Raw genomic sequence first — 21,636 nt, 5'->3', positions numbered from 1 at the left:
GGCCTCAGCGCTGATGACGGATGCGTGGGTTGGCCAGGCCGTAGAGGATATCCACGACGAAGTTGACCAGGATCACCAGGCAGGCGATCAACAGGATGCCGTTCTGGACCACGGGGTAGTCACGGGCACCGATGGCTTCGATCAGCCATTTGCCGATGCCCGGCCAGGAAAAGATGGTTTCGGTCAGTACGGCGCCGGCCAGCAGCGTGCCGACCTGCAGGCCGAACACTGTCAGCACCGGGATCAGTGCATTGCGCAACCCGTGCACGAACACCACGCGGGTCGGCGACAGGCCCTTGGCGCGGGCGGTGCGGATGTAATCCTCGCGCAGCACTTCGAGCATCGACGAGCGGGTCATGCGGGCGATCACCGCCAGCGGGATGGTGCCGAGCACGATGGCTGGCAGGATCAGGTGCATCACCGCGTCCTTGAAGGCGCCTTCTTCATCGCTGAGCAGGGTGTCGATGAGCATGAAGCCGGTTTTCGGCTCGATGTCGTAAAGCAGGTCGATGCGCCCGGACACCGGGGTCCAACCCAGGCTGACCGAGAAGAACATGATCAGGATCAGGCCCCACCAGAAAATCGGCATCGAATAACCGGCCAGTGAGATGCCCATGACCCCGTGGTCGAACAGCGAGCCACGCTTGAGCGCGGCGATCACCCCGGCCAGCAGGCCGACGATGCCGGCGAACAGCAACGCGGCGAAGGCCAGTTCCAGGGTGGCGGGGAACAGGGTGAGGAACTCGCTCCACACGCTTTCGCGGGTGCGCAGCGATTCGCCCAGGTCACCCTGGGCGAGCTTGCCGACGTAATCCAGGTACTGGACCGGCAGCGGCTTGTTCAGGCCCAGGCGCTCCATGGCCTGGGCGTGCATCTCGGGGTCGACCCTGCGCTCGCCCATCATCACTTCCACCGGGTCGCCGGGGATCAGGCGTATGAGCGCGAAGGTCAGCAAGGTGATACCGAAGAAAGTCGGAATCAGCAGGCCCAGGCGCCGGGCAATAAAACTCAACATTGTCGGGGTTACCTCATCAGCCGTTGTACGGCGGTGCCGCCGGTGCCCGTGTGGGTTGCCGGCGATCGTTGTTGTTCTACTTCACCTTGGTGGTGGCGAAGTTGTTGTTGGTCAGAGGGTTGATCACGTAACCCTCCACGTTGTCACGCATGGCAGTGAACATCTTCGGATGCGCCATGCTGATCCAGGGCTGATCGTCATCGTACACCTTCAAAGCGTCGGCATAGAGCCTGGCACGCTCGTCGTTGTCGATCACTTCGCGGGCGCGGGTGATCAGCTCCTGGAATTTAGGGTTGCACCAGCGCGCATAGTTCTCGCCGCTCTTGGCGGCATCGCAGCTGAGCAGGGGGCTGAGGAAGTTGTCCGGGTCGCCGTTGTCGCCGGCCCAGCCGGTGGACACCAGGTCTGCCTCGCCTTTTTTGGCGCGGCGCAGCATCTCGGCCCATTCCATCACGCGGATATCCAGCTTGAGGCCGATCTTGGCCAGGTCCGCCTGGAGCATCTCGGCGGACAGGCGCGGGTTGGGGTTGGTCGGGCCGCCGCCGTTGCGGGTGAACAGGGTGATCACCGTGCCTTCCGGCACGCCGGCTTGCCTGAGCAGCTCACGGGCTTTGGCCAGGTCGTGGGGCGGGTTCTGGTTTTCGTTGTTGTAGCCAATCATGGTCGGCGGGTAGGGGTTGACCCCGACCAGCGCGTTGCCCTTGCCGAACAATTGGTCGACGTGGGTCTGGCGGTCGAAGGCCATGTTGATGGCTTTGCGCACGCGCACGTCGCTGAGGTACTTGTGTTCGGTGTTCATGGCGATGTAGCCAGTCACCAGGGCTTCGATCTCGGCGACTTTCAACCGGGCGTCGGTCTTGATCGAGGGCACGTCATCCGGTTTGGGATACAGGGCGATCTGGCATTCGTTGGCGCGCAGCTTCTGCAGGCGCACGTTGCTGTCGGTGGCGATGGCGAACACCAGCGTGTCGGCCGGTGGCTTGCCGCGGAAATACTCCGGGTTGGCCTTGAAGCGTACCTGGGCGTCCTTGTTGTAACGCTGGAAGATGAACGCGCCGGTGCCGATCGGCTTGCTGTTGAGGTCGCCGGTCTTGCCGGCCTTGAGCAGCTGGTCGCCGTACTCGGCGGAGTAGATCGAGGTGAAGGCCATCGCCATGTCACGCAGGAACGGCGCTTCCGGGCGGGTGAGGGTGATCACCACGGTGTGGTCGTCGGTCTTGTCCACCGACTTGAGCAGGTCCTTGAAGGCCATGCTCTCGAAATACGGGTAGCCGACGCTGGTCTTGTCGTGCCACGGGTGTTGCGGGTCGAGCTGGCGACGCAGGCTCCACAGCACGTCGTCGGCATTGAAGTCGCGGGTTGGCGTGAAGTAGTCGGTGGTGTGGAACTTCACACCCTGGCGCAAGTGGAAGGTGTACGTCAGGCCATCGGCGGAGATATCCCAGCGCTCGGCCAAAGCCGGCTCGATATCGGTGGTACCGGGCTTGAAGTCGACCAGGCGATTGAACACCGTTTCGGCCGAGGCATCGGCGGTGACCGCCGTGGTGTATTGGACGATGTCGAAGCCTTCCGGGCTGGCTTCGGTGCATACCACCAGCGGCTTGGCCGCCAGGGTGCAGGCGGCGCCGAGAATGACCGCTGCCAGGGCAGCGCGGAGCGGTAGCGATTTCATGGGTACTCCCTGCTTGCATTGATTCCAGCGTAGCCGCCTGGGTCTGCGATGAAGCAGGCCCAGGCGCCAGCGGTCAGAGAATGTTGAATGGAATGGTGGTGACGATGCGCAGCTCGTCCAGGCTGCCATCGGCCTGGGCCTTGCTGGCGCGGTGCGCGGTGTAGGTGGCGCGGATGCTGGTGTCCTTGAGCGGACCACTCTGCACCGCGTAGCTGGTGCCGATGCCCCACTCGTAGTGGGTTTCGCCATCCATGCCGGCGACGTCGTAGGCAGTGCCACGATAATGAGTGCCGTCGATGCCCCAGCCGCGTGCGTTGTACAGGTTGAACTTCAGGCCCGGCACGCCGTAGGGCGCCATGTTCAGCACGTAGGAAATCTGCAGGGATTTCTCGTTCGGGCCGTTGAAGTCCGAGAGCAGCGAGTTGGCCAGGTAGATGCCGTTGGTTTCGTGCAGGTAGTCGAAGTATTCGTTGCCGTTGACCTGTTGCCACGAGGCACTGAGGGTGTGGGCCTGGTGGGTCAGGCCGAACGACAGGCTGTAGGTGTCGTTGTCGATCTCGCCCATCTTCTTGCTGCCTTCGTCCACCGTCTTGTAGTAGTTCAGGCCGGTGGTCAGGCTCAGCACCGCGCTGTCGCCCAGCACGTGGTTGGCGCCGAAGTAGTACTGGTTCCAGAAGTCGTCGACCTTGGTCGCGTACAGGCTGGTGGTCAGGCTCTTGAACGGCTGGTAGTTGACCCCGGCGGTGCTGGCGCGGTCGGTTTCCACGCCTGCGGCGCCGTATTCTGTGCGGAACTTGCTGAGGCTTTGTTCGGTACGCGGGGAGACGCGGTCGAAGGTGCCCAGGTCGAACGACAGGTTGTCGAACTCGGCGCTGTGCAGGAACGCGCCCTGGAAGCTTGAGGGCAGCGCACGGTTGCCAATGAAGGCGATCATCGGCGTGTCCACCGACTGGCGGCCGACGGTCAGGGTGGTGTTGGACACCCGCGCCTTGACGTTGGCCAGGCCCATCTTGCTCCACTGGCCGATGGGGTCGCCATCGCTGTGGGTCAGGGTGCGGTTGTTGGGGCCGGCGACTGCGGCGCGGCCTTGCTCCAGGGCGATGGCGTTGTAGCCGGCGGCCTCGACGGCGAAGCCCACGGTGCCTTGGGTGAAGCCCGAGCTGTAGTTGAGGATGGTGCCTTGCAGCCAGTTGTCGCGGCTGTGGGTGTCGTGGCGGCTGCCGTCGCTCTTGTAGTACTTCCACAGCGGCGCGCGGGTGGCGCGTTCGCGGGCGTACCAGTTGCGGGTGCTGCCGGACAGGCTCTGGCCGTCGATGAAGCCTGTAGCTTCGCTTTGTTCGCTGCTGCCTTTGAGGCTGATCGGGACGTAGTCCTGGCTCTGGGTTTCGGCCTGGGCCATGGCGCAGAAGGTGCCGATGGATAACGCCAGTGCGGTGAGCGTGAATGGTCTCAAGGTTAAAGCTCCCTTTCTGTTCTTTTAGTTATTGCCTGGCCTTGTGGGCCGGGTTGATTGCTGCGGTGTTGCCAGGGTTGCTCGGGGTTGCCGGGCTAATCAGGGGAAAAGGTGTTGCCAGTACTTAATCAATACTCACACCGGAAAAATCATTGCGGCCGAAAGGGCTGACCTTGAAATCCGCCACCTTGATGCTCAGCGGCTGATTGACCGTGGAATGCGCCACCGGAGTGATCGGCACCTGCTGTTTGAGGCGCTGCTGGGCCTGATGGTAGAGCGCGGTGCGCTGCTCGCGGTCGGTGACTTGCTTGGCCTGCTTGATCAGGCTGTCGTACTGCGGATCGCACCACAGCGAGTAGTTGTTGCTGCCGATGGCATCGCAGTTGTAGAGAGTGCCGAGCCAGTTGTCCGGGTCACCGTTGTCGCCGGTCCAGCCGATCAGGGCGATGTCGTGCTCGCCACTTTTCATGCGTTTGAGGTACTCGCCCCACTCGTAGCTGACGATGCGTACCTTGAAGCCGAGCTTGCTCCAGTCGGCCTGCAGCATCTCGGCCATGAGCTTGGCGTTGGGGTTGTACGGGCGCTGAACGGGCATGGCCCACAGGGTGACTTCGGTGCCCGGCTTGACCCCGGCCTGTTCGAGCAATTGCTTGGCTTTTGCCGGGTCGTAAGGAGCGTCCTTGAGGCTGTTGTCGTAGGACCACTGGGTCGGTGGCATGGCGTTGACTGCCAACTGGCCGGAGTCTTGGTACACCGCCTGGAGAATCGCCTGCTTGTTCACCGCCATGTCCATGGCCTGGCGCACTTCAAGGCGGTCGAACGGCGGGTGCTGGGTGTTGTAGGCGATGTAGCCAAGGTTGAAGCCCGGTTGCTGCAGCACCTGCAGCTTGTTGTCTGCCCTGAGCGCCGACAGGTCGGCCGGGCGCGGGTGCAAGGTGACCTGGCACTCGTTGCGGCGCAGCTTCTGGATGCGCACCGAAGGGTCGGTGTTGATCGAGAACACCAGGTTGTCGATCTTCACCTCATCGGGCGCCCAGTAGTCTTTGTTGCCCTTGAAGCGGATCTGCGAGTCCTTCTGGTAACGCTGGAACACGAACGGGCCGGTGCCGATCGGCTGCTGGTTGATGTCGCTGGGGCGCCCGCCTGCCATCAACTGCTCGGCGTACTCGGCGCTGAGGATGGACGCGAAACTCATGGCGATGTTCTGGATAAACGCGGCATCGACCTTGTTGAGGGTGAACACCACGGTCAACGGGCCGATCTTTTCCACGCGGGCGATATTCTTGTCCAGGCCCATGCTGACGAAATAAGGGAACTCGGTGGGGTAGGCCTGACGGAACGGGTGGCCTTTGTCGAGCATGCGGTTGAAGGTGAACAGCACATCGTCGGCGTTGAAGTCGCGGCTTGGCGTGAAGGCCTTGTTGGCGTGGAATTTCACGCCCTCGCGCAAGTGGAAGGTGTAACGCAAGCCGTCGTCGGATACTTCCCATTTGGTCGCCAGAGCCGGGTGCACCGCCGTGCCGCCGCGTTCGAATTCAACCAGGCGGTTGTAGAGCGGTTCTGCTGCATCGTTGTCGGTGGCACTGGTGTACTGGGCGGTGTCGAAGCCGGCTGGGCTGCCTTCGGAGCAGAACACCAGGTTCTTGGCATGGACGGTATTGGCCTGGCTCAGCAGGCCGACGGCGAGCAGGGTCGAAAGCAATTGAGTATGGCGCATGGCAAATCCTTTTCCGTCTGTTTTGCCGCGTCGGGGTACGAATGGCGGCAACAGTGGCCCCAACCCCGGCGCGGATAGCGTCGGGGTGGGTGTCGTTCAGGGGGAATGGTGCGGGCTGGCCCGGTGTTACTTCTCCACGCTGACGCCGTAGAAGGCGTTCAGTGCGAACGGGCTGATCTTGAAGTCCTTCACCTTGGCACTCATCGGCTGGTAGACCGTGGAGTGGGCGATCGGAGTGATCGGTACCTGCTCCTTGAGGATGTGCTGCGCCTGTTTGTACAGCTCAGTGCGCTTGGCCTGGTCCGAGGTGGCCTTGGCCTGTTTGATCAGGTCGTCGTAAGGCTTGTAGCACCACTTGGAGAAGTTGTTGCCGTCAATGGCATCGCAGCCGTACAGGGTGCCCAGCCAGTTGTCCGGGTCACCGTTGTCACCGCTCCAGCCAATCAGCATGGCGCCCTGTTCGCCGCCCTTGGAGCGCTTGATGTACTCGCCCCATTCGTAACTGACGATCTTCGCCTTGATGCCGATCTTGGCCCAGTCGGATTGCAGCATCTCGGCCATCAGCTTGGCGTTGGGGTTATACGGGCGTTGCACCGGCATGGCCCACAGGGTGATCTCGGTGCCTTCCTTGATGCCGGCTTGCTTGAGCAGCTGCTTGGCTTTTTCCGGGTCGTAGGCGGCATCCTTGATGCTGTCGTCATAGGACCACTGGGTCGGTGGCATGCCGTTGACCGCCAGCTGGCCGGCGCCCTGGTAGACCGACTCGATGATCTTCTTCTTGTCCACCGCCATGTCCAGTGCCTGGCGCACTTCGAGCTTGGCCATCGGGTTGGGTTCGTTGCTGCCCTTGATCTTGTCCATCACGTTGTAGGCGATGTAACCGAGGTTGAAACCGGCCTGGTCCGGCATCTGCAGATTCTTGTCGGCCTTGAGCGGCGCGATGTCGGCCGGACGCGGGAACAGCGTGACCTGGCACTCGTTCTTCTTCAGCTTCTGCATGCGCACCGAGGCGTCGGTGGTGATGGCGAAGATCAGGTTGTCGATCTTCACGTCCTCGGGCTTCCAGTAGTCCTTGTTGCCCTTGAAGCGGATCTGCGCGTCTTTCTGGTACTTGCTGAACACGAACGGGCCGGTGCCGATCGGCTTCTGGTTGATGTCGGCGGCCTTGCCGTCCTTGAGCAACTGGTCGGCGTACTCGGCTGACTGAATGGACGCGAAGCTCATCGCCAGGTTCTGGATGAATGCGGCGTCCACTTCATTGAGGGTGAACTTGACGGTGTGTTCGTCGAGTTTCTCCACCTTGGCGATGTTCTTGTCCATGCCCATGTCGGTGAAGTAAGGGAATTCGGTGGGGTAGGCCTTACGGAACGGGTGGTTCTTGTCGAGCATGCGGTTGAAGGTGAACAGCACGTCGTCGGCGTTGAAGGTGCGGGTAGGCTTGAAGTAGTCGGTGGTGTGGAACTTCACACCTTCACGCAGGTGGAAGGTGTAGGTCTTGCCGTCGTCGGACACTTCCCACTTGGTCGCCAGGCCCGGGATAACGGCGGTGCCGCCCCGTTCGAATTGGGTCAGGCGGTTGAACACGGTCTCTGCCGAGGCGTCGAAGTCGGTTCCGGTGGTGTATTGCCCCGGGTCGAAGCCGGCCGGACTGCCTTCGGAGCAGAACACCAGATTCGACGCGGCGTGGGCAATCGGGGCGCCAGTTAACAAGCCCGCGCCGAGCAGGAACGGAATGACTGCGTGTTTGAGCATGGTGGCCTCATTGTTGTCATTTTTTGATTGAGGTGGCCTCGTGAGCCGACCTGCGGATACTTATGCAGGGGGTGTTCCCAATGCAACACTCAGAAGGATAGTTGGCGCCAGAAAAGTAGTACGGGCGTACATGGATGTCGCATTCGTATAACTTTCGGCGAAGTTGAACGTTTGCGCAGGCAAAATGATGGCTTTATGCGGAATGTTTCGGCGGGAGAAAGACTGTAGGAAGCACTGTCTTTGTGCGTAGGAAACGTCTGAAATGAAGCAAAAGGGGCGCTAAGCGCCCCTCGGTGAATCAAGGCATCTGAACTTCGATCAGCCCGTCGGCATTCATGCTGACTTCACTGGTACCCGCCTCGATATCCGGCGCTGGAGCCGCTTCATCAGCGCCCATGGCCTTCATCGCCATCGGCGCGCTGCGCAGATAAGGGCGCGGGTAGCCGCTGCTGTTGAGGTTCAGGCTGACCACTTTATAGCCCTTGCCACCCAGCGCTTCGGTGGCCAGTTGCGCACGGGCCTTGAAGGCATCGACTGCATCCTTGAGCAGTGCGTCCTCGCTGGCCTTGCGGGTGGCTGGGGCGATGGAGAAGTCCATGCCGCCCATCTTCAGGTCTTGCAACAGGTCGGCGCTGAGCTGGGACAGGGCCGGGAAGTCGGCGCTTTCCAGGCGCAGTTCGGCACGTTCGCGCCAGCCGGTGATCTTCTGGCCTTTGCTGTCGTAGACCGGGTAGCTGTTGCGGCTGCCCTGGCTGATCTTCACGTCCTTGACCTGGCGTGCCTGCTGCACGGCCTTGTTCATGGTTTCGGTGATCTCTTTGGCGAGCTTGCCCGGGTCGGTGTTCTGCGCTTCGCTATACAGGGTCACGACCATCAGGTCGCGCGCCACTTCCTTGCTGACTTCGGCGCGCAGCGATATCTGGTTATAGCGCGGCTCATCCGCCGCCAGTGCCGGCAGGCTGGCGAGCAGGCCGCAGGAGAGAATCAGGGCAGCGCTGCGACGAGGGATATGCATGTAGTGCTCCTTGGCAATAAAAGGCGTGGGTTCTGGCCATCCATCCCACGCATGGCCCATCAGACCGGGATCAGTGTAGTGGGTTCAAAAGTGCCATCATGAACCTGTGACAAAGTGTGGCGCTTTGCCGCATCGCTGCAGCAGGGCCCCCGGCTTCGGTATACTCCAGCCGATTTTCCTGGAGCACTCATCAGGAGAGCGCATGCTCGCCGCCGCACAACCGCTGTCCGCTACTCGCCAGAACCTCTGGCGTCTTACTGTCATTCGCGTTTTGGTCCTGGCCGCTCAGGCAGGCTCTGTGGGCGTTGCCTACTGGACCGAACTGCTGCCGCTGCCGTGGCTCTCGCTGGCCGCGACCCTGGCCCTGTCGTCCTTGCTGTGCGCCTTCACCGCCTTGCGCCTGCGCCTGTCGCTGCCGGTCACCGAGCTTGAATACGCATTGCAGCTGGCCTGTGACCTGCTGATCCACAGCGCCCTGCTGTATTACTCGGGTGGCTCGACCAACCCGTTCGTCTCCTATTACCTGGTGCCGCTGGCGATTGCCGCAGTCACCTTGCCCTGGCTTTATTCGCTGATCCTTTCCGGCATTGCCCTGACCGCCTACAGCCTGCTGCTGGTGCAGTTCTACCCGCTCGAAGGCCTGCCGATGGCGCGGGACAAGATGCAGGTGTACGGCATGTGGCTGAGCATCGCGCTGGCAGCGGCGGTGATCACATTCTTCGCCGCGCGCATGGCCGAAGAGCTGCGCCGCCAGGAGCAATTACGCTCCGAGCGGCGCGAAGAGAGCCTGCGCGATGAACAGCTGCTGGCCGTGGCCACCCAGGCCGCTGGCGCCGCCCACGAACTGGGCACGCCGCTGGCGACCATGAGCGTGCTGCTCAACGAAATGCGCCAGGACCACAAGGACCCGCTGTTGCAGGAAGACCTGCAGATCCTTCAGGACCAGGTCAAACTGTGCAAAGAGACGCTGCAGCAACTGGTGCGAGCCGCCGAAGCCAACCGGCGCCTGGCGGTGGTCGAGCAGGATGTCACCGAGTGGCTGGACGAAGCGCTCAACCGCTGGCACCTGATGCGCCCGGAAGCCAGCTATCGCTTCCAGCGCCTGCGCGACGGCCAGGTGCCGCGCCTGACGCCGCCACCTGACCTCACCCAGGCACTGCTGAACCTGTTGAACAACGCCGCCGACGCCTGCCCCGATGACCTGGAAGTGCGCCTGGACTGGGACGCCCAGGACATCGTCATCAGCATCCGCGACCATGGCCCCGGCGTGCCGCCGGCTATTGCCGAAGCCATCGGCAAGCCCTTCATTACCACCAAGGGCAAAGGCTTCGGCCTGGGCCTGTTCCTGAGCAAAGCCAGCGTGACCCGTGCGGGCGGCTCGGTGAAACTCTATAGTCATGAGCAGGGTGGCACCCTCACCGAACTGCGCCTGCCCCATGGCACGCGAGGAGATCAATGATGAGCGAAGAAAACCAGGTCGAAGGCGAAGAAGTGCCGCACCTGTTGCTGGTGGATGACGATGCCACCTTCACCCGGGTCATGGCCCGTGCCATGAGCCGTCGCGGTTTCCGCGTGAGCACCGCCAGTTCTGCCGAGGAAGGCCTGATCCTGGCCCAGCAGGACTTGCCGGACTACGCCACGCTGGACCTGAAGATGGAAGGCGACTCCGGCCTGGTGCTGCTGCCCAAGCTGCTGGAGCTGGACCCGGAAATGCGCGTGGTCATCCTCACCGGTTACTCGAGCATTGCCACTGCGGTCGAGGCGGTCAAGCGCGGGGCCTGCAACTACCTGTGCAAGCCGGCCGATGCCGATGACGTGCTGGCGGCGCTGCTGTCGGAACATACCGACCTGGATACCCTGGTGCCGGAAAACCCGATGTCGGTGGACCGCCTGCAGTGGGAACACATCCAGCGCGTGCTGGGCGAGCATGAAGGTAATATTTCCGCTACCGCGCGTGCGCTGGGCATGCACCGCCGGACCTTGCAGCGCAAGCTGCAGAAGCGGCCGGTTCGTCGCTGAATATGCGGTGACCCTTTCGCGGCTGAAGCCGCTCCCACAGGATTATCACTGCCCTTGAAAACAGTGGACTACCAGTGGGAGCGGCTTCAGCCGCGAAGAGGCCATTACTGTCGGACACTTCCCTTTATCGCATCCAGATCCCCGCAAGTCGCAGCCGTTGACGTATCATTAGCCCCCTAACGGCAACCCCACCAGGATCGCTTGCGCATGCTCGCCCTTCTTATCCAGACCCTGAACATCACGGCACCGGTCTTCGCCATGCTGTTCATGGGCGTGCTGCTCAAACGCATTCACCTGATCGACGACAACTTCAATCGCGTCGCCTCGCAGCTGGTATTCAATGTCTGCATGCCGGCGTTGTTGTTCCTCGGTATCTACCATGCCGATCTGGCTACGGCAGTCCAGCCCAAGGTATTACTCTACTTCGTCGCCGCCACCCTGGTCGGTTTCGCAGTGTCCTGGGGCATGGCCATCTGGCGTAGCCCGCCGGCCGATCGAGGCATCTACACCCAAGGCGCTTTCCGCGGCAACAACGGCGTAATTGGTCTGGCCCTGGCCGCCAGCCTCTACGGCGACTATGGCATCTCTCTTGGCGCGGTGCTCGCGGGCCTGGTTATCCTCCTCTACAACTCACTGTCGGCGGTGGTGCTGGCGGTGTACAGCCCGGACCTCAAGTCCGACCCGTGGAGCATCTGCAAAAGCATTTTCAGCAACCCGCTGATCATCAGCGTGCTGGTGGCCACGCCCATGGCCTACGGCCAGGTGCCGCTGCCCAATTGGCTGCTCACCTCGGGTGACTATCTGGCACAGATGACACTGCCACTGGCACTGATCTGCATCGGTGGCACCCTGTCGCTGGCCGCCTTGCGCGACAGTGGCAAGCTGGCCATCGATGCCAGCCTGGTGAAGATGGTCTGGTTGCCACTGATTGGTACATTCGGTGCCTGGCTCTGCGGTTTTCGCGGGGCCGAGCTGGGCATCCTGTTTCTGTACATCGGCAGCCCGACGGCGGCAGCCAGTTACGTCATGGCCCGGGCGGCCAATGGCAACCATGAGCTGGCAGCCTCGATCATCGTGATTACCACGCTAATGGCGGCGATCACCACCAATATTGGTATTTTCATCTTGCAGTGGGGCGGATGGATCTAGATCCTTGACTGCAAACAACATAAAAACACGGCCTCACTGAGCTAAAGGACACTTCATGCAAGACCAGAGCACGCCCGAGCGGTTACAGCGCGGGCTGAAGAATCGTCATATCCAGTTGATTGCGTTGGGTGGTGCCATCGGGACCGGCTTGTTCCTGGGCATCGCCCAGACCATCCAGCTGGCCGGCCCGTCCGTGCTGCTGGGCTATGCCATTGCCGGCCTGATGGCTTTCTTCATCATGCGCCAGCTGGGCGAAATGGTGGTCGAAGAGCCGGTCGCCGGCAGTTTCAGCCACTTCGCCCACCAGTACTGGAGCGAATTCGCAGGCTTCGTTTCGGGCTGGAACTACTGGGTGGTGTACGTGCTGGTGGGCATGGCCGAGCTGACGGCCGTGGGTATCTACGTGCAGTATTGGTGGCCGGAATTTCCAACCTGGGCCACGGCGGCGATCTTCTTCGTGGTGATCAACCTCATCAACCTGACCCAGGTGAAAGTCTACGGCGAGATGGAGTTCTGGTTCGCCCTGGTCAAGGTGGTGGCCATCGTCAGCATGATCGGCTTCGGTGCCTGGCTGCTGACCAGCGGCCATGGCGGCCCGGATGCCAGCGTCGCCAACCTTTGGCAATACGGCGGCTTCTTCCCCAATGGCGTCACCGGGCTGGTGATGGCGCTGGCGGTGATCATGTTCTCCTTCGGTGGCCTGGAGCTGGTCGGCATCACCGCCGCCGAGGCGGATAACCCGCGCCAGAGCATCCCCAAGGCAACCAACCAGGTGGTGTACCGCATCCTGATCTTCTACATCGGTGCGCTGGCGGTACTGCTGTCGCTGTACCCGTGGCAGAAGGTGGTACAGGGCGGCAGCCCGTTCGTGATGATCTTCCATGAGCTGGACAGCGACCTGGTCGCGACCATCCTCAACATCGTCGTGCTGACCGCCGCGCTGTCGGTCTACAACAGCTGCGTATACGCCAACAGCCGCATGCTGTTCGGCCTGGCCAGCCAGGGCGATGCACCGCGCCAGCTGCTCAAGGTCAGCCGCAGCGGCGTACCGCTGACGGCGCTGGGCGTGTCGGCGTTCGCTACCGGTATGTGCGTGCTGATCAACTACCTGATGCCAGGTGAGGCTTTCGGCTTGTTGATGGCGCTGGCGGTGTCGGCGCTGGTGATCAACTGGGCGAGCATCAGCATCACTCACCTGAAGTTCCGCAAGGCCAAGCTGTCAGCGGGTATCAAACCCTTCTACCAGAGCTGGGGGCACCCATTCACCAACTACCTGTGCCTGGCCTTCATCGTGCTGATTCTGGTGGTGATGTACCTGACCCCGCCAATCCGCATTTCAGTGATGCTGATTCCTGGCTGGATTGCGCTGTTGTACGGGGCGTTCCGCTTGAAGAAGGCTCGCCAGGGCTCGCGCGCTTAATGCTGGCGACGCCAGGCTCGGGCAGTGGTGTAAAGCAGCACTAGCCCGAGCACTGGCAGCACATAGAACAGCATCAACCGCTCCAGCCGACCGGCCAACGGCAGGCCCATGGTGAAGGCGGCCACATGCAGCCCGTAAGCCAGGTACAGGCACAGGAACACCAGCCCTTCAGCGCGGGTGATCCGGTATCCGGAATAGAACACGGGCAGGCTCAACAGGGCGACGCCCAGCATCACCGGCAGGTCGAAGCCCAGGGCGTTGGGCGAGATGGTCAGCGGTTCTGGCGTGATCAGCGCGGTCAGGCCCAGCACCGCCAACAGGTTGAACAGGTTGCTGCCGATCACCGTGCCCACGGCGATCTCGCGTTCGCCACGCAGGGCGGCGATCAATGCTGCGGCCAGCTCGGGTAGGGACGTGCATATGGCGACCACGGTCAGGCCGATGATGCGTTCGGACAGCCCCAGGTCAGTCGCCACCTCGACCGCCGCTTCCAGCAGCAGATGGCCAGCCAGGCTCAATAGGCCGAGGCCAAAGGCAACTTGCAACAGCGTGCCGGTCCAGAAACGCCCGGCGCTGCTGGTGAGCGCGCCAGGAGCAGGGTAGGTGCGGGCATAGTGGCGGGACTGGTGCCATAGCATTACCAGGTAACCTGCCAAGGCCATCAGCAGCAGCAACCCTTCTACTCGGCCGAGGTGGCCATTGGCTGCCAGCGCATAGACCAGGCCGCTGGCGAGGATCATCAACGGAATGTCCATGCGCACCAGTTGGCGTGATACCCGCAACGGGATGATCAGCGCCGCCAGGCCCAGGATCACCAGCACGTTGAAGATATTACTGCCGATCACGCTGCCCACGGCCACGTCGGGCGCGCCCTGGTAGGCGGCCTGCAGGCTGACGGTAAGCTGCGGCGCAGTACTGCCGAAGGCCACCAGGCTCAAGCCGATGATCAGTGGCCGCACGTGCAGGCGCTGGGCCAGGCGCAGGGCGGCGCGCACCATCAGTTCGGCGCCAGCTACCAGCAACAGCAGGGCTACGCCCAGTTGCAGCAGGCTGAAAGTGGGGAGGGTGGCCAGGTCGAAAATGGTCGAAGCTCCAGTTGTGTCAGTCGCTCAGACCTTGTACCCGGACGCGCGCCGTTCCGCTACGGAGCATGCCGATTTTTTCTGCTGCAGCTCGTGACAGGTCGATCAGCCGGCCGCGCGTGTGCGGGCCGCGGTCGTTGATGCGCACGATTACGCTGCGGTCGTTGGCGAGGTTGGTGACCAGCACTTTGCTGCCGAAAGGCAGGCTGCGGTGGGCGGCGGTGAGGCCGTTCTTGTTGAAGGGTTCGCCGCTGGCGGTGCGTTTGCCGTGGTGGCGCGAGCCGTAATAGGAGGCGGTGCCGGTCTGGTTGTAGCCGCGGGGGTCGATGTCGTGGCTGGCGCAGCCGGCCAGCAGGGAGAAGAGGGTGAGGGTGGTGAGGGATCGTTTTAGCAAGTCTGGAGCTCCGCTGTTGGGGCCGCTTTGCGGCCCATCGCGGATGAATCCGCTCCTACACCTGTAGAAGCGGATTCATCCGCGATCGAGGGCAACGCCCTCGCCGCTTTTTTCAGCTCACCCTTCGAGCTTGGCCTTGAGCATTTGGTTCACTTGCCCCGGGTTAGCCTTGCCCTTCGACGCCTTCATCGCCTGGCCGACGAAGAAGCCGAACATCTTGCCGCGCTTGGCCTCGTCAGCGGCGCGGTACTGTTCGACCTGTTCGGCGTTGGCAGCGAGCATCTCGTCGAGCATCGTCTCGATCGCGCCGGTGTCGGTGACCTGCTTCAGGCCTTTGCTTTCGATGATGCTGTCGGCATCGCCTTCACCGGCGGCCATGGCCTCGAACACGGTCTTGGCGATCTTGCCGCTGATGGTGTTGTCGCGGATGCGCAGCAGCATGCCACCGAGTTGTTCGGCGCTGACCGGCGCCTGGTCGATCTCGATGCCCAGCTTGTTCAGCAGGCTGCCCAGCTCGACCATGACCCAGTTGGCCGCCAGCTTGGCGTCGCCGCCAATCTTCACCACCTGCTCGAAGTAGTCCGCCTGTTCACGGCTGGAGGCCAGCACGTTGGCGTCGTAAGCCGACAGGCCGTACTGGCTCTGGAAGCGCTCGACCTTCTGTGGCGGCAGCTCCGGCAATCCGGCGCGGAGGGTTTCGAGGAAGCTGTCCTCGATGACTACTGGCAGCAGGTCCGGATCGGGGAAGTAACGGTAGTCGTTGGCTTCCTCCTTGCTGCGCATGGAGCGGGTCTCGTCCTTGTTCGGGTCGTACAGGCGGGTTTCCTGGATGACATTGCCGCCGTCCTCGATCAGGTCGATCTGGCGCTGGATTTCGCTGTTGATCGCGCGCTCGATGAAGCGGAACGAGTTGACGTTCTTGATCTCGCAGCGGGTGCCAAACTCGGCCTGGCCTTTCGGGCGGATCGAGACGTTGCAGTCGCAGCGCAGCGAGCCTTCGGCCATGTTGCCGTCGCAGATGCCCAGGTAACGAACCAGCGCGTGGATCGCCTTGACGTAGGCCACGGCTTCCTTGGCGCTGCGCATGTCCGGCTCGGAGACGATTTCCAGCAGCGGGGTGCCGGCACGGTTCAGGTCGATGCCGGTGGAGCCGCTGAAGTCTTCGTGCAGGCTCTTGCCGGCGTCTTCTTCCAGGTGCGCACGGGTCACGCCGATGCGCTTGATGGTGCCGTCTTCCAGGGCGATGTCCAGGTGGCCCTTGCCGACGATCGGCAGGTCCATCTGGCTGATCTGGTAGCCCTTGGGCAGGTCCGGATAGAAGTAGTTCTTGCGCGCGAACACGTTGCGCTTGCCGATCTCGGCATCGATCGCCAGGCCGAACATGCAGGCCATGCGCACGGCTTCCTGGTTCAGCACCGGCAGTACGCCGGGCATGCCCAGATCAACCAGGCTGGCCTGGGTGTTCGGCTCGGAGCCGAAGGTGGTGGCGCTGCCGGAGAAGATCTTCGACTGGGTGGCCAGCTGGGTATGAATCTCCAGCCCGATCACAACTTCCCATTGCATGTGTGAATTCCTCAGAAGCCGTTGGGGGCGCGGGTGTGCCAGTCGGTGACTTGCTGGTAACGGTGCGCGACGTTGAGCAGGCGGCCTTCCTGGAAGTACGGGGCCAGCAGCTGCACGCCGACCGGCAGGCCATCGACGAAGCCGGCTGGCATCGACAGGCCCGGCAGGCCTGCCAGGTTGGCGGTGATGGTGTAGACGTCTTCAAGGTACGCGGCGACCGGGTCGCTGCTCTTGGCGCCCAGCTTCCAGGCCGGGTTCGGCGTGGTCGGGCCAAGGATCAGGTCGACGCCTTCGAAGGCGGCCATGAAGTCGTTCTTGATCAGGCGGCGGATCTGCTGCGCCTTGACGTAGTAGGCGTCGTAGTAGCCGGCCGACAGGGCGTAGGTGCCGACCATGATGCGCCGTTGCACTTCGGCACCGAAGCCTTCGCCACGGGAACGCTTGTACAGGTCGGTCAGGTCTTTGGGCTCTTCACAGCGGTAGCCGAAGCGCACGCCGTCGAAACGCGACAGGTTGGAGGAGGCTTCGGCGGGCGCGATCACGTAGTACGCCGGGATGGCGTGCTGCATGTTCGGCAGGCTGATTTCCTTGACCACCGCGCCGAGCTTTTCCAGCTCCTTGACGCTGGCCTGAACCAGTTCGGCGATGCTCGGGTCGAGGCCGGCGCCGAAGTACTCCTTCGGCAGGCCGATACGCAGGCCTTGCAGCGAGGCGTTGAGGTTGGCGCTGTAGTCCGGCACCGGCTCATCGATGCTGGTGGAATCCTTGGCGTCGAAACCGGCCATGCCTTGCAGCAGCAGCGCGCAGTCCTCGGCAGTGCGTGCCAGCGGGCCGCCCTGGTCGAGGCTGGAGGCGTAGGCAATCATGCCCCAGCGCGAAACACGACCGTACGTCGGTTTCAGGCCGGTGAGGTTGGTCAGCGCTGCCGGCTGTCGGATCGAGCCGCCGGTGTCGGTGCCGGTGGTCACCGGCAGCAGGCGCGCGGCCACGGCGGCAGCCGAGCCGCCCGACGAACCGCCGGGCACGTGCTCCAGGTTCCACGGGTTCTTCACCGGGCCGTAGTGGCTGGATTCGTTGGCCGAACCCATGGCGAATTCGTCCATGTTGGTCTTGCCCAGGGTCACCATGCCGGCTTCGGCCAGCTTGGCGACCACGGTGGCGTCATACGGCGCCTTGAAGTTGTCGAGCATCTTCGAGCCGCAGCTGGTGCGTACGCCGTTGGTGCAGAACAGGTCCTTGTGGGCGATCGGCGCGCCCAGCAGCGCACCGGTCTCGCCAGCGGCGCGACGGGCGTCGGCGGCACGGGCCTGGCTCAGGGCCAGCTCTTCGGTGACGCTGATGAAGCTGTTGAGTTGCGGGTCGAGCTGCTGGATGCGCGCCAACAGGGCGCCGGTCAGCTCTTCGGAGGAAAACGACTTGTCGGCGAGTCCGCGGGCGATCTCGGCCAGGGTCAATTGATGCATGGCAGGCTCTATCCCTTACTCGATGACTTTGGGAACCAGGTACAGACCACTTTCGGTCGAGGGTGCGATGGCCTGGTAGGCATCGCGCTGGTTGCTTTCGGTGACCTGGTCGGGACGCAGGCGCTGGCTGGCCTCCAGGGGGTGGGCCAGGGGCTCGATGCCAGTGGTGTCGACCGCTTGCATCTGGTCGACCAGCCCGAGAATGCTGTTCAGTGCATCGGTAATGCGTGGCAGTTCGCCTTCATTCAGGCCCAGGCGGGCCAGATGGGCGATCTTTTCCACGTCGCAGCGTTCAAGCGCCATGGGGATCTCCAGGGGATACAAAGAACGGAATAGGGTCCGTGATGAGGAACATGTCGGCATTTTGGCGGTCATACGGCCGCGATCATCTGCTGGCTTGCTCGGAAAAACGACCAATTTAACATATTGGCTCCTTGCCCAAAATCCCTGCCATTGTTAGAGTTTGCCGCACTTTTTTACCCACGCTTTCCCCAGGGTCACTTTCCCATGTTCAAGAAACTGCGTGGCATGTTTTCCAGCGATCTCTCCATCGACCTGGGTACTGCCAACACCCTTATTTACGTGCGTGAGCGCGGTATCGTCCTGAATGAGCCCTCGGTTGTTGCCATCCGTACCCACGGCAACCAGAAAAGCGTCGTCGCCGTCGGTACCGAAGCCAAACGCATGCTGGGCCGTACGCCTGGCAACATTGCTGCCATTCGTCCGATGAAAGACGGCGTGATCGCCGACTTCAGCGTTTGTGAAAAAATGTTGCAGTATTTCATCAACAAGGTTCACGAAAACAGCTTCCTGCAGCCCAGCCCACGCGTACTGATCTGCGTGCCGTGCAAGTCGACCCAGGTAGAGCGCCGCGCCATTCGCGAGTCGGCCCTGGGTGCCGGTGCCCGTGAAGTGTTCCTGATCGAAGAGCCAATGGCTGCTGCCATCGGTGCCGGCCTGCCGGTCGAAGAAGCCCGTGGCTCGATGGTCGTCGACATCGGTGGTGGTACCACTGAAATCGCCCTGATCTCGTTGAACGGTGTGGTCTATGCCGAGTCCGTCCGTGTTGGCGGCGACCGTTTCGACGAAGCCATCGTCACCTATGTGCGCCGCAACTACGGCAGCCTGATCGGCGAATCCACCGCCGAGCGCATCAAGCAGGAAATCGGCACCGCCTACCCGGGCGGCGAAGTGCGCGAAGTCGACGTACGCGGCCGTAACCTGGCCGAAGGCGTACCGCGTGCTTTCTCGCTGAACTCCAACGAAGTCCTGGAAGCCTTGCAGGAATCCCTGGCGACCATCGTTCAGGCGGTCAAGAGCGCCCTGGAGCAATCGCCGCCGGAGCTGGCTTCCGACATCGCCGAGCGTGGCCTGGTGCTGACCGGTGGTGGCGCACTGCTGCGTGACCTCGACAAGCTGCTGGCCCAGGAAACCGGCCTGCCAGTGATCGTCGCCGAGGACCCGCTGACCTGTGTCGCCCGTGGCGGCGGTCGCGCCCTGGAGATGATGGACAAGCACGCTATGGACCTGCTCTCCAGCGAGTGATTTCCAAAGCGTTCGAGTAGCCCGGTTTACAGGTGGCACGTGCAGTGCTACCTGTATGCGCTGGGCTGGCGTCCGTCGGGGCGTCGTTTCCGTCAACCCGCAACCAGGCTGGTGCGTTGTCCCATGTCCAATGACCTCCTGAGTCGTCCACGAGGAACGGCCCATTAAACCGCTTTTCTCCAAGGGCCCTTCGCTGGGCGTTCGCCTGTTGGTTCTGGTGGTGATGTCGGTCGCGCTGATGGTGGTCGACGCACGCTTCGACCTGCTCAAGCCCGTGCGCAGCCAGATGGGCCTGGTGCTGATGGAATCCTACTGGATCACCGACCTGCCGCAGCGCATGTGGCAAGGTGTGGCTGGCCAGTTCGGCAGCCGTACCGAGCTCATCGCCGAAAACGAGAAACTCAAGACCGAAGCCCTGCTGTTGCAGGGGCGCCTGCAGAAGCTGGCGGCCCTGACCGAGCAGAACGTGCGCCTGCGCGAGTTGCTCAACTCCTCGGCGCTGGTCAACGAGAAGGTCGAGGTGGCCGAGCTGATCGGCGTCGATCCCAACCCGTTCACCCACCGCATCCTGATCAACAAGGGTGAGCGCGACGGCGTGTTCCTTGGCCAGCCGGTGCTCGATGCCCGCGGCCTGATGGGCCAGGTGGTCGAGTTGATGCCCTACACCGCGCGGGTGCTGCTGCTGACCGACACCACTCACAGCATCCCGGTGCAGGTCAACCGTAACGGCCTGCGCGCGATCGCCAGCGGCACCGGTAACCCGGAACGCCTGGAACTGCGTCATGTGGCCGATACCGCTGACATCAAGGAAGGCGACTTGCTGGTGAGTTCCGGCATGGGCCAGCGTTTTCCGGCCGGCTACCCGGTGGCCACGGTCAATGAAGTGATTCACGATTCAGGCCAGCCGTTCGCCATTGTCCGCGCCATCCCGACCGCCGCGCTCAATCGCAGCCGCTACATGTTGCTGGTGTTCAGCGACCGGCGTACACCCGAGCAGCGTGCCACCGACGCGGCGCTCGCCCAGGAAGAGGCCGACCGCAAAGGCGCTGCCAGCCCTGAGCAGCCTGCCATCAATGCTGAGCACGCCGCCCCTGCCGTCACGCCTGCGCCAGCGCCTGCCACACCGGCGCCCGCCGCTGCAGCACCGGCGCCAGCACCCGCAAGCCCCGCCGCAGCGCCTGCGGCCCCCGCGCAACCCCGGAGGCAATGATGCCCAAAGCGCGCCGTAACCACGGTTGGGTCATCTGGCTGACATTCGCCATCGGCCTGCTGCTCAGCGTTTCGCCCATGCCGCAGTTCCTTGAAGTGTTCCGGCCCATGTGGCTGGCGATGCTGGTGGCGTTCTGGACGCTTGCGGTGCCAGGCAAGGTGGGCATGACCACCGCGTTCGTGCTGGGCCTTGCCGAAGACGTGCTGTATGGCACGCTGCTGGGGCAGAACGCGTTGATCCTCACCCTGATCACCTTCCTGGTGCTGTCCCTGCAGCAGCGCCTGCGCATGTTCCCCATGTGGCAGCAAAGCCTGGTGATCCTGGTGATCTTCGGTATCGCCCAGCTGATCCAGCTGTGGCTGAGCGCGCTCACCGGCAACCGTCTGCCGACCCTGGCCCTGGTCTGGTCGGCGGTCATCAGCGCCTTGCTCTGGCCATGGATCAGTTTTGCCCTGCGCGACCTGCGTCGGCGCTTGCACATCAACTGACGGCGCTGCCATCACTGACAGGGAGATGTCTGCATGAAACCACTTTACCTGGCCTCCGGCTCGCCCCGTCGTCGTGAACTGCTGACCCAGATCGGCGTGCCGTTCACCGTCACCAGCGCCCCCATCGATGAAACCCCGTTGCCCGATGAAAGCGCCGTGGCGTATGTCGAGCGCCTGGCCAAAGCCAAGGCCGAAGCGGGCCTTGCCAGCTTGAACGGCCCGGCCGTGGTGCTTGGCGCAGACACGGCGGTGGTGCTCGATGGTCGTATTCTCGGCAAGCCGGAAAACCGCGAAGATGCCCTGGCCATGCTGGCCGACCTGGCGGGCCGTGAGCACCAGGTGCTCACCGCAGTCGCGCTGAGCGATGGTCAGTGCTGCTTGAGTGTCAGCGTTACTAGCAACGTGCGTTTTCGCGCGATTACCGCTGAAGAGGCCGAGCGCTACTGGGCCAGTGGCGAACCGGCGGACAAAGCCGGCGGCTATGCCATCCAGGGCCTGGGCGCGGTATTCGTGACCGGCCTTCAAGGCAGTTATTCGGCAGTGGTCGGCTTGCCCCTGAGCGAAACGGCCGACATGCTCAGTCAATTCGGTATCGCCTGCTGGCAGATACCGGCGCTTTCGCCAGAGGTAACAAAGCAGCAGTAGCCAGCCCGGCACCCGCGATCCATCATTACCGAAG

Annotated in this window: 19 protein-coding genes; 8 read left to right on the top strand and 11 right to left on the bottom strand. The window is 62.8% G+C overall.

Features of this window, described 5'->3' with window-relative positions; all coding sequences use genetic code 11:
- Positions 1-4: 4 nt before the first annotated feature.
- The 6 genes from ACIQUF_RS09910 to ACIQUF_RS09885 form a co-directional block, all read right to left on the bottom strand.
- On the bottom strand, positions 5-1,015 hold the full coding sequence (locus ACIQUF_RS09910; protein WP_403131030.1) for an ABC transporter permease subunit: 1,011 nt from the start codon (positions 1,013-1,015) through the stop codon (positions 5-7).
- A gap of 76 nt (positions 1,016-1,091) precedes the next feature.
- Positions 1,092-2,687 carry an ABC transporter substrate-binding protein gene (locus ACIQUF_RS09905; protein ID WP_403131029.1) on the bottom strand — a complete coding sequence of 532 codons (1,596 nt, stop codon included), beginning with the start codon at positions 2,685-2,687 and terminating at the stop codon, positions 1,092-1,094.
- A 73-nt stretch (positions 2,688-2,760) separates the two neighbouring features.
- Positions 2,761-4,140, bottom strand: a complete 1,380-nt coding sequence (locus ACIQUF_RS09900) for an OprD family porin (RefSeq protein ID WP_403131028.1) — start codon at positions 4,138-4,140, stop codon at positions 2,761-2,763.
- Between the two features lie 124 nt (positions 4,141-4,264).
- On the bottom strand, positions 4,265-5,857 hold the full coding sequence (locus ACIQUF_RS09895; RefSeq protein WP_403131027.1) for an ABC transporter substrate-binding protein: 1,593 nt from the start codon (positions 5,855-5,857) through the stop codon (positions 4,265-4,267).
- 126 nt (positions 5,858-5,983) lie between these two features.
- A complete protein-coding gene (locus ACIQUF_RS09890) occupies positions 5,984-7,609 on the bottom strand; it encodes an ABC transporter substrate-binding protein (RefSeq protein ID WP_403131025.1) in 1,626 nt (541 codons plus the stop codon).
- Positions 7,610-7,907: 298 nt separating this feature from the next.
- Positions 7,908-8,624, bottom strand: coding sequence for an SIMPL domain-containing protein (locus ACIQUF_RS09885; RefSeq protein WP_403131023.1), 717 nt, complete (start codon positions 8,622-8,624; stop codon positions 7,908-7,910).
- A 202-nt stretch (positions 8,625-8,826) separates the two neighbouring features.
- Here ACIQUF_RS09885 and ACIQUF_RS09880 point away from each other — a divergent pair, with 202 nt between their 5' ends.
- From ACIQUF_RS09880 to ACIQUF_RS09865, 4 genes are all read left to right on the top strand, one after another.
- The gene (locus tag ACIQUF_RS09880; protein WP_403131022.1) at positions 8,827-10,083 is read left to right on the top strand and encodes an ATP-binding protein; all 1,257 of its coding nucleotides are present in this window, start codon (positions 8,827-8,829) and stop codon (positions 10,081-10,083) included.
- Entirely contained in the window at positions 10,083-10,643 is a 561-nt protein-coding gene (locus tag ACIQUF_RS09875) for a response regulator transcription factor (RefSeq protein WP_403131021.1), read from the top strand. Before ACIQUF_RS09880 ends, ACIQUF_RS09875 begins: the two co-directional genes overlap by 1 nt.
- Positions 10,644-10,850: 207 nt before the next feature.
- Positions 10,851-11,792 carry an AEC family transporter gene (locus ACIQUF_RS09870; protein WP_403131019.1) on the top strand — a complete coding sequence of 314 codons (942 nt, stop codon included), beginning with the start codon at positions 10,851-10,853 and terminating at the stop codon, positions 11,790-11,792.
- 55 nt (positions 11,793-11,847) lie between these two features.
- On the top strand, positions 11,848-13,212 hold the full coding sequence (locus tag ACIQUF_RS09865) for an amino acid permease (RefSeq protein WP_403131017.1): 1,365 nt from the start codon (positions 11,848-11,850) through the stop codon (positions 13,210-13,212).
- On the opposite strand, the gene ACIQUF_RS09860 is transcribed toward ACIQUF_RS09865, so the two are convergent.
- From ACIQUF_RS09860 to gatC, 5 genes are all read right to left on the bottom strand, one after another.
- Positions 13,209-14,252: a calcium/sodium antiporter gene (locus ACIQUF_RS09860; RefSeq protein WP_403131395.1), complete on the bottom strand. Its 1,044-nt coding sequence runs from the start codon at positions 14,250-14,252 to the stop codon at positions 13,209-13,211. The two genes, ACIQUF_RS09865 and ACIQUF_RS09860, sit on opposite strands and share 4 nt — an antisense overlap.
- Positions 14,253-14,313: 61 nt before the next feature.
- Complete coding sequence (locus ACIQUF_RS09855; RefSeq protein ID WP_403131015.1) at positions 14,314-14,688, bottom strand: septal ring lytic transglycosylase RlpA family protein; 375 nt, start codon at positions 14,686-14,688, stop codon at positions 14,314-14,316.
- 117 nt (positions 14,689-14,805) lie between these two features.
- Positions 14,806-16,251, bottom strand: coding sequence for an Asp-tRNA(Asn)/Glu-tRNA(Gln) amidotransferase subunit GatB (gene gatB, locus ACIQUF_RS09850; RefSeq protein WP_403131014.1), 1,446 nt, complete (start codon positions 16,249-16,251; stop codon positions 14,806-14,808).
- A gap of 11 nt (positions 16,252-16,262) precedes the next feature.
- Positions 16,263-17,714 (bottom strand): Asp-tRNA(Asn)/Glu-tRNA(Gln) amidotransferase subunit GatA, encoded by a 1,452-nt coding sequence (gene gatA, locus ACIQUF_RS09845; protein WP_403131013.1) that lies wholly within the window; start codon positions 17,712-17,714, stop codon positions 16,263-16,265.
- A 15-nt stretch (positions 17,715-17,729) separates the two neighbouring features.
- On the bottom strand, positions 17,730-18,017 hold the full coding sequence (gene gatC / locus ACIQUF_RS09840; RefSeq protein WP_054901051.1) for an Asp-tRNA(Asn)/Glu-tRNA(Gln) amidotransferase subunit GatC: 288 nt from the start codon (positions 18,015-18,017) through the stop codon (positions 17,730-17,732).
- 204 nt (positions 18,018-18,221) lie between these two features.
- Between gatC and mreB the strand changes: the two genes are divergently transcribed.
- The 4 genes from mreB (at position 18,222) to ACIQUF_RS09820 (ending at position 21,602) form a co-directional block, all read left to right on the top strand.
- Entirely contained in the window at positions 18,222-19,259 is a 1,038-nt protein-coding gene (mreB, locus tag ACIQUF_RS09835) for a rod shape-determining protein MreB (RefSeq protein WP_400797363.1), read from the top strand.
- A 163-nt stretch (positions 19,260-19,422) separates the two neighbouring features.
- Positions 19,423-20,469, top strand: coding sequence for a rod shape-determining protein MreC (gene mreC, locus ACIQUF_RS09830; RefSeq protein ID WP_403131393.1), 1,047 nt, complete (start codon positions 19,423-19,425; stop codon positions 20,467-20,469).
- On the top strand, positions 20,469-20,957 hold the full coding sequence (gene mreD, locus ACIQUF_RS09825; RefSeq protein ID WP_403131011.1) for a rod shape-determining protein MreD: 489 nt from the start codon (positions 20,469-20,471) through the stop codon (positions 20,955-20,957). Before mreC ends, mreD begins: the two co-directional genes overlap by 1 nt.
- 33 nt (positions 20,958-20,990) lie before the next feature.
- Positions 20,991-21,602: a Maf family protein gene (locus tag ACIQUF_RS09820; RefSeq protein ID WP_403131009.1), complete on the top strand. Its 612-nt coding sequence runs from the start codon at positions 20,991-20,993 to the stop codon at positions 21,600-21,602.
- The last annotated feature ends 34 nt before the right edge of the window (positions 21,603-21,636 follow it).

This window comes from Pseudomonas sp. NPDC090233, assembly GCF_044772285.1.
Lineage (GTDB): Bacteria > Pseudomonadota > Gammaproteobacteria > Pseudomonadales > Pseudomonadaceae > Aquipseudomonas.
This window is presented reverse-complemented; position numbering and strand designations above follow the sequence as displayed.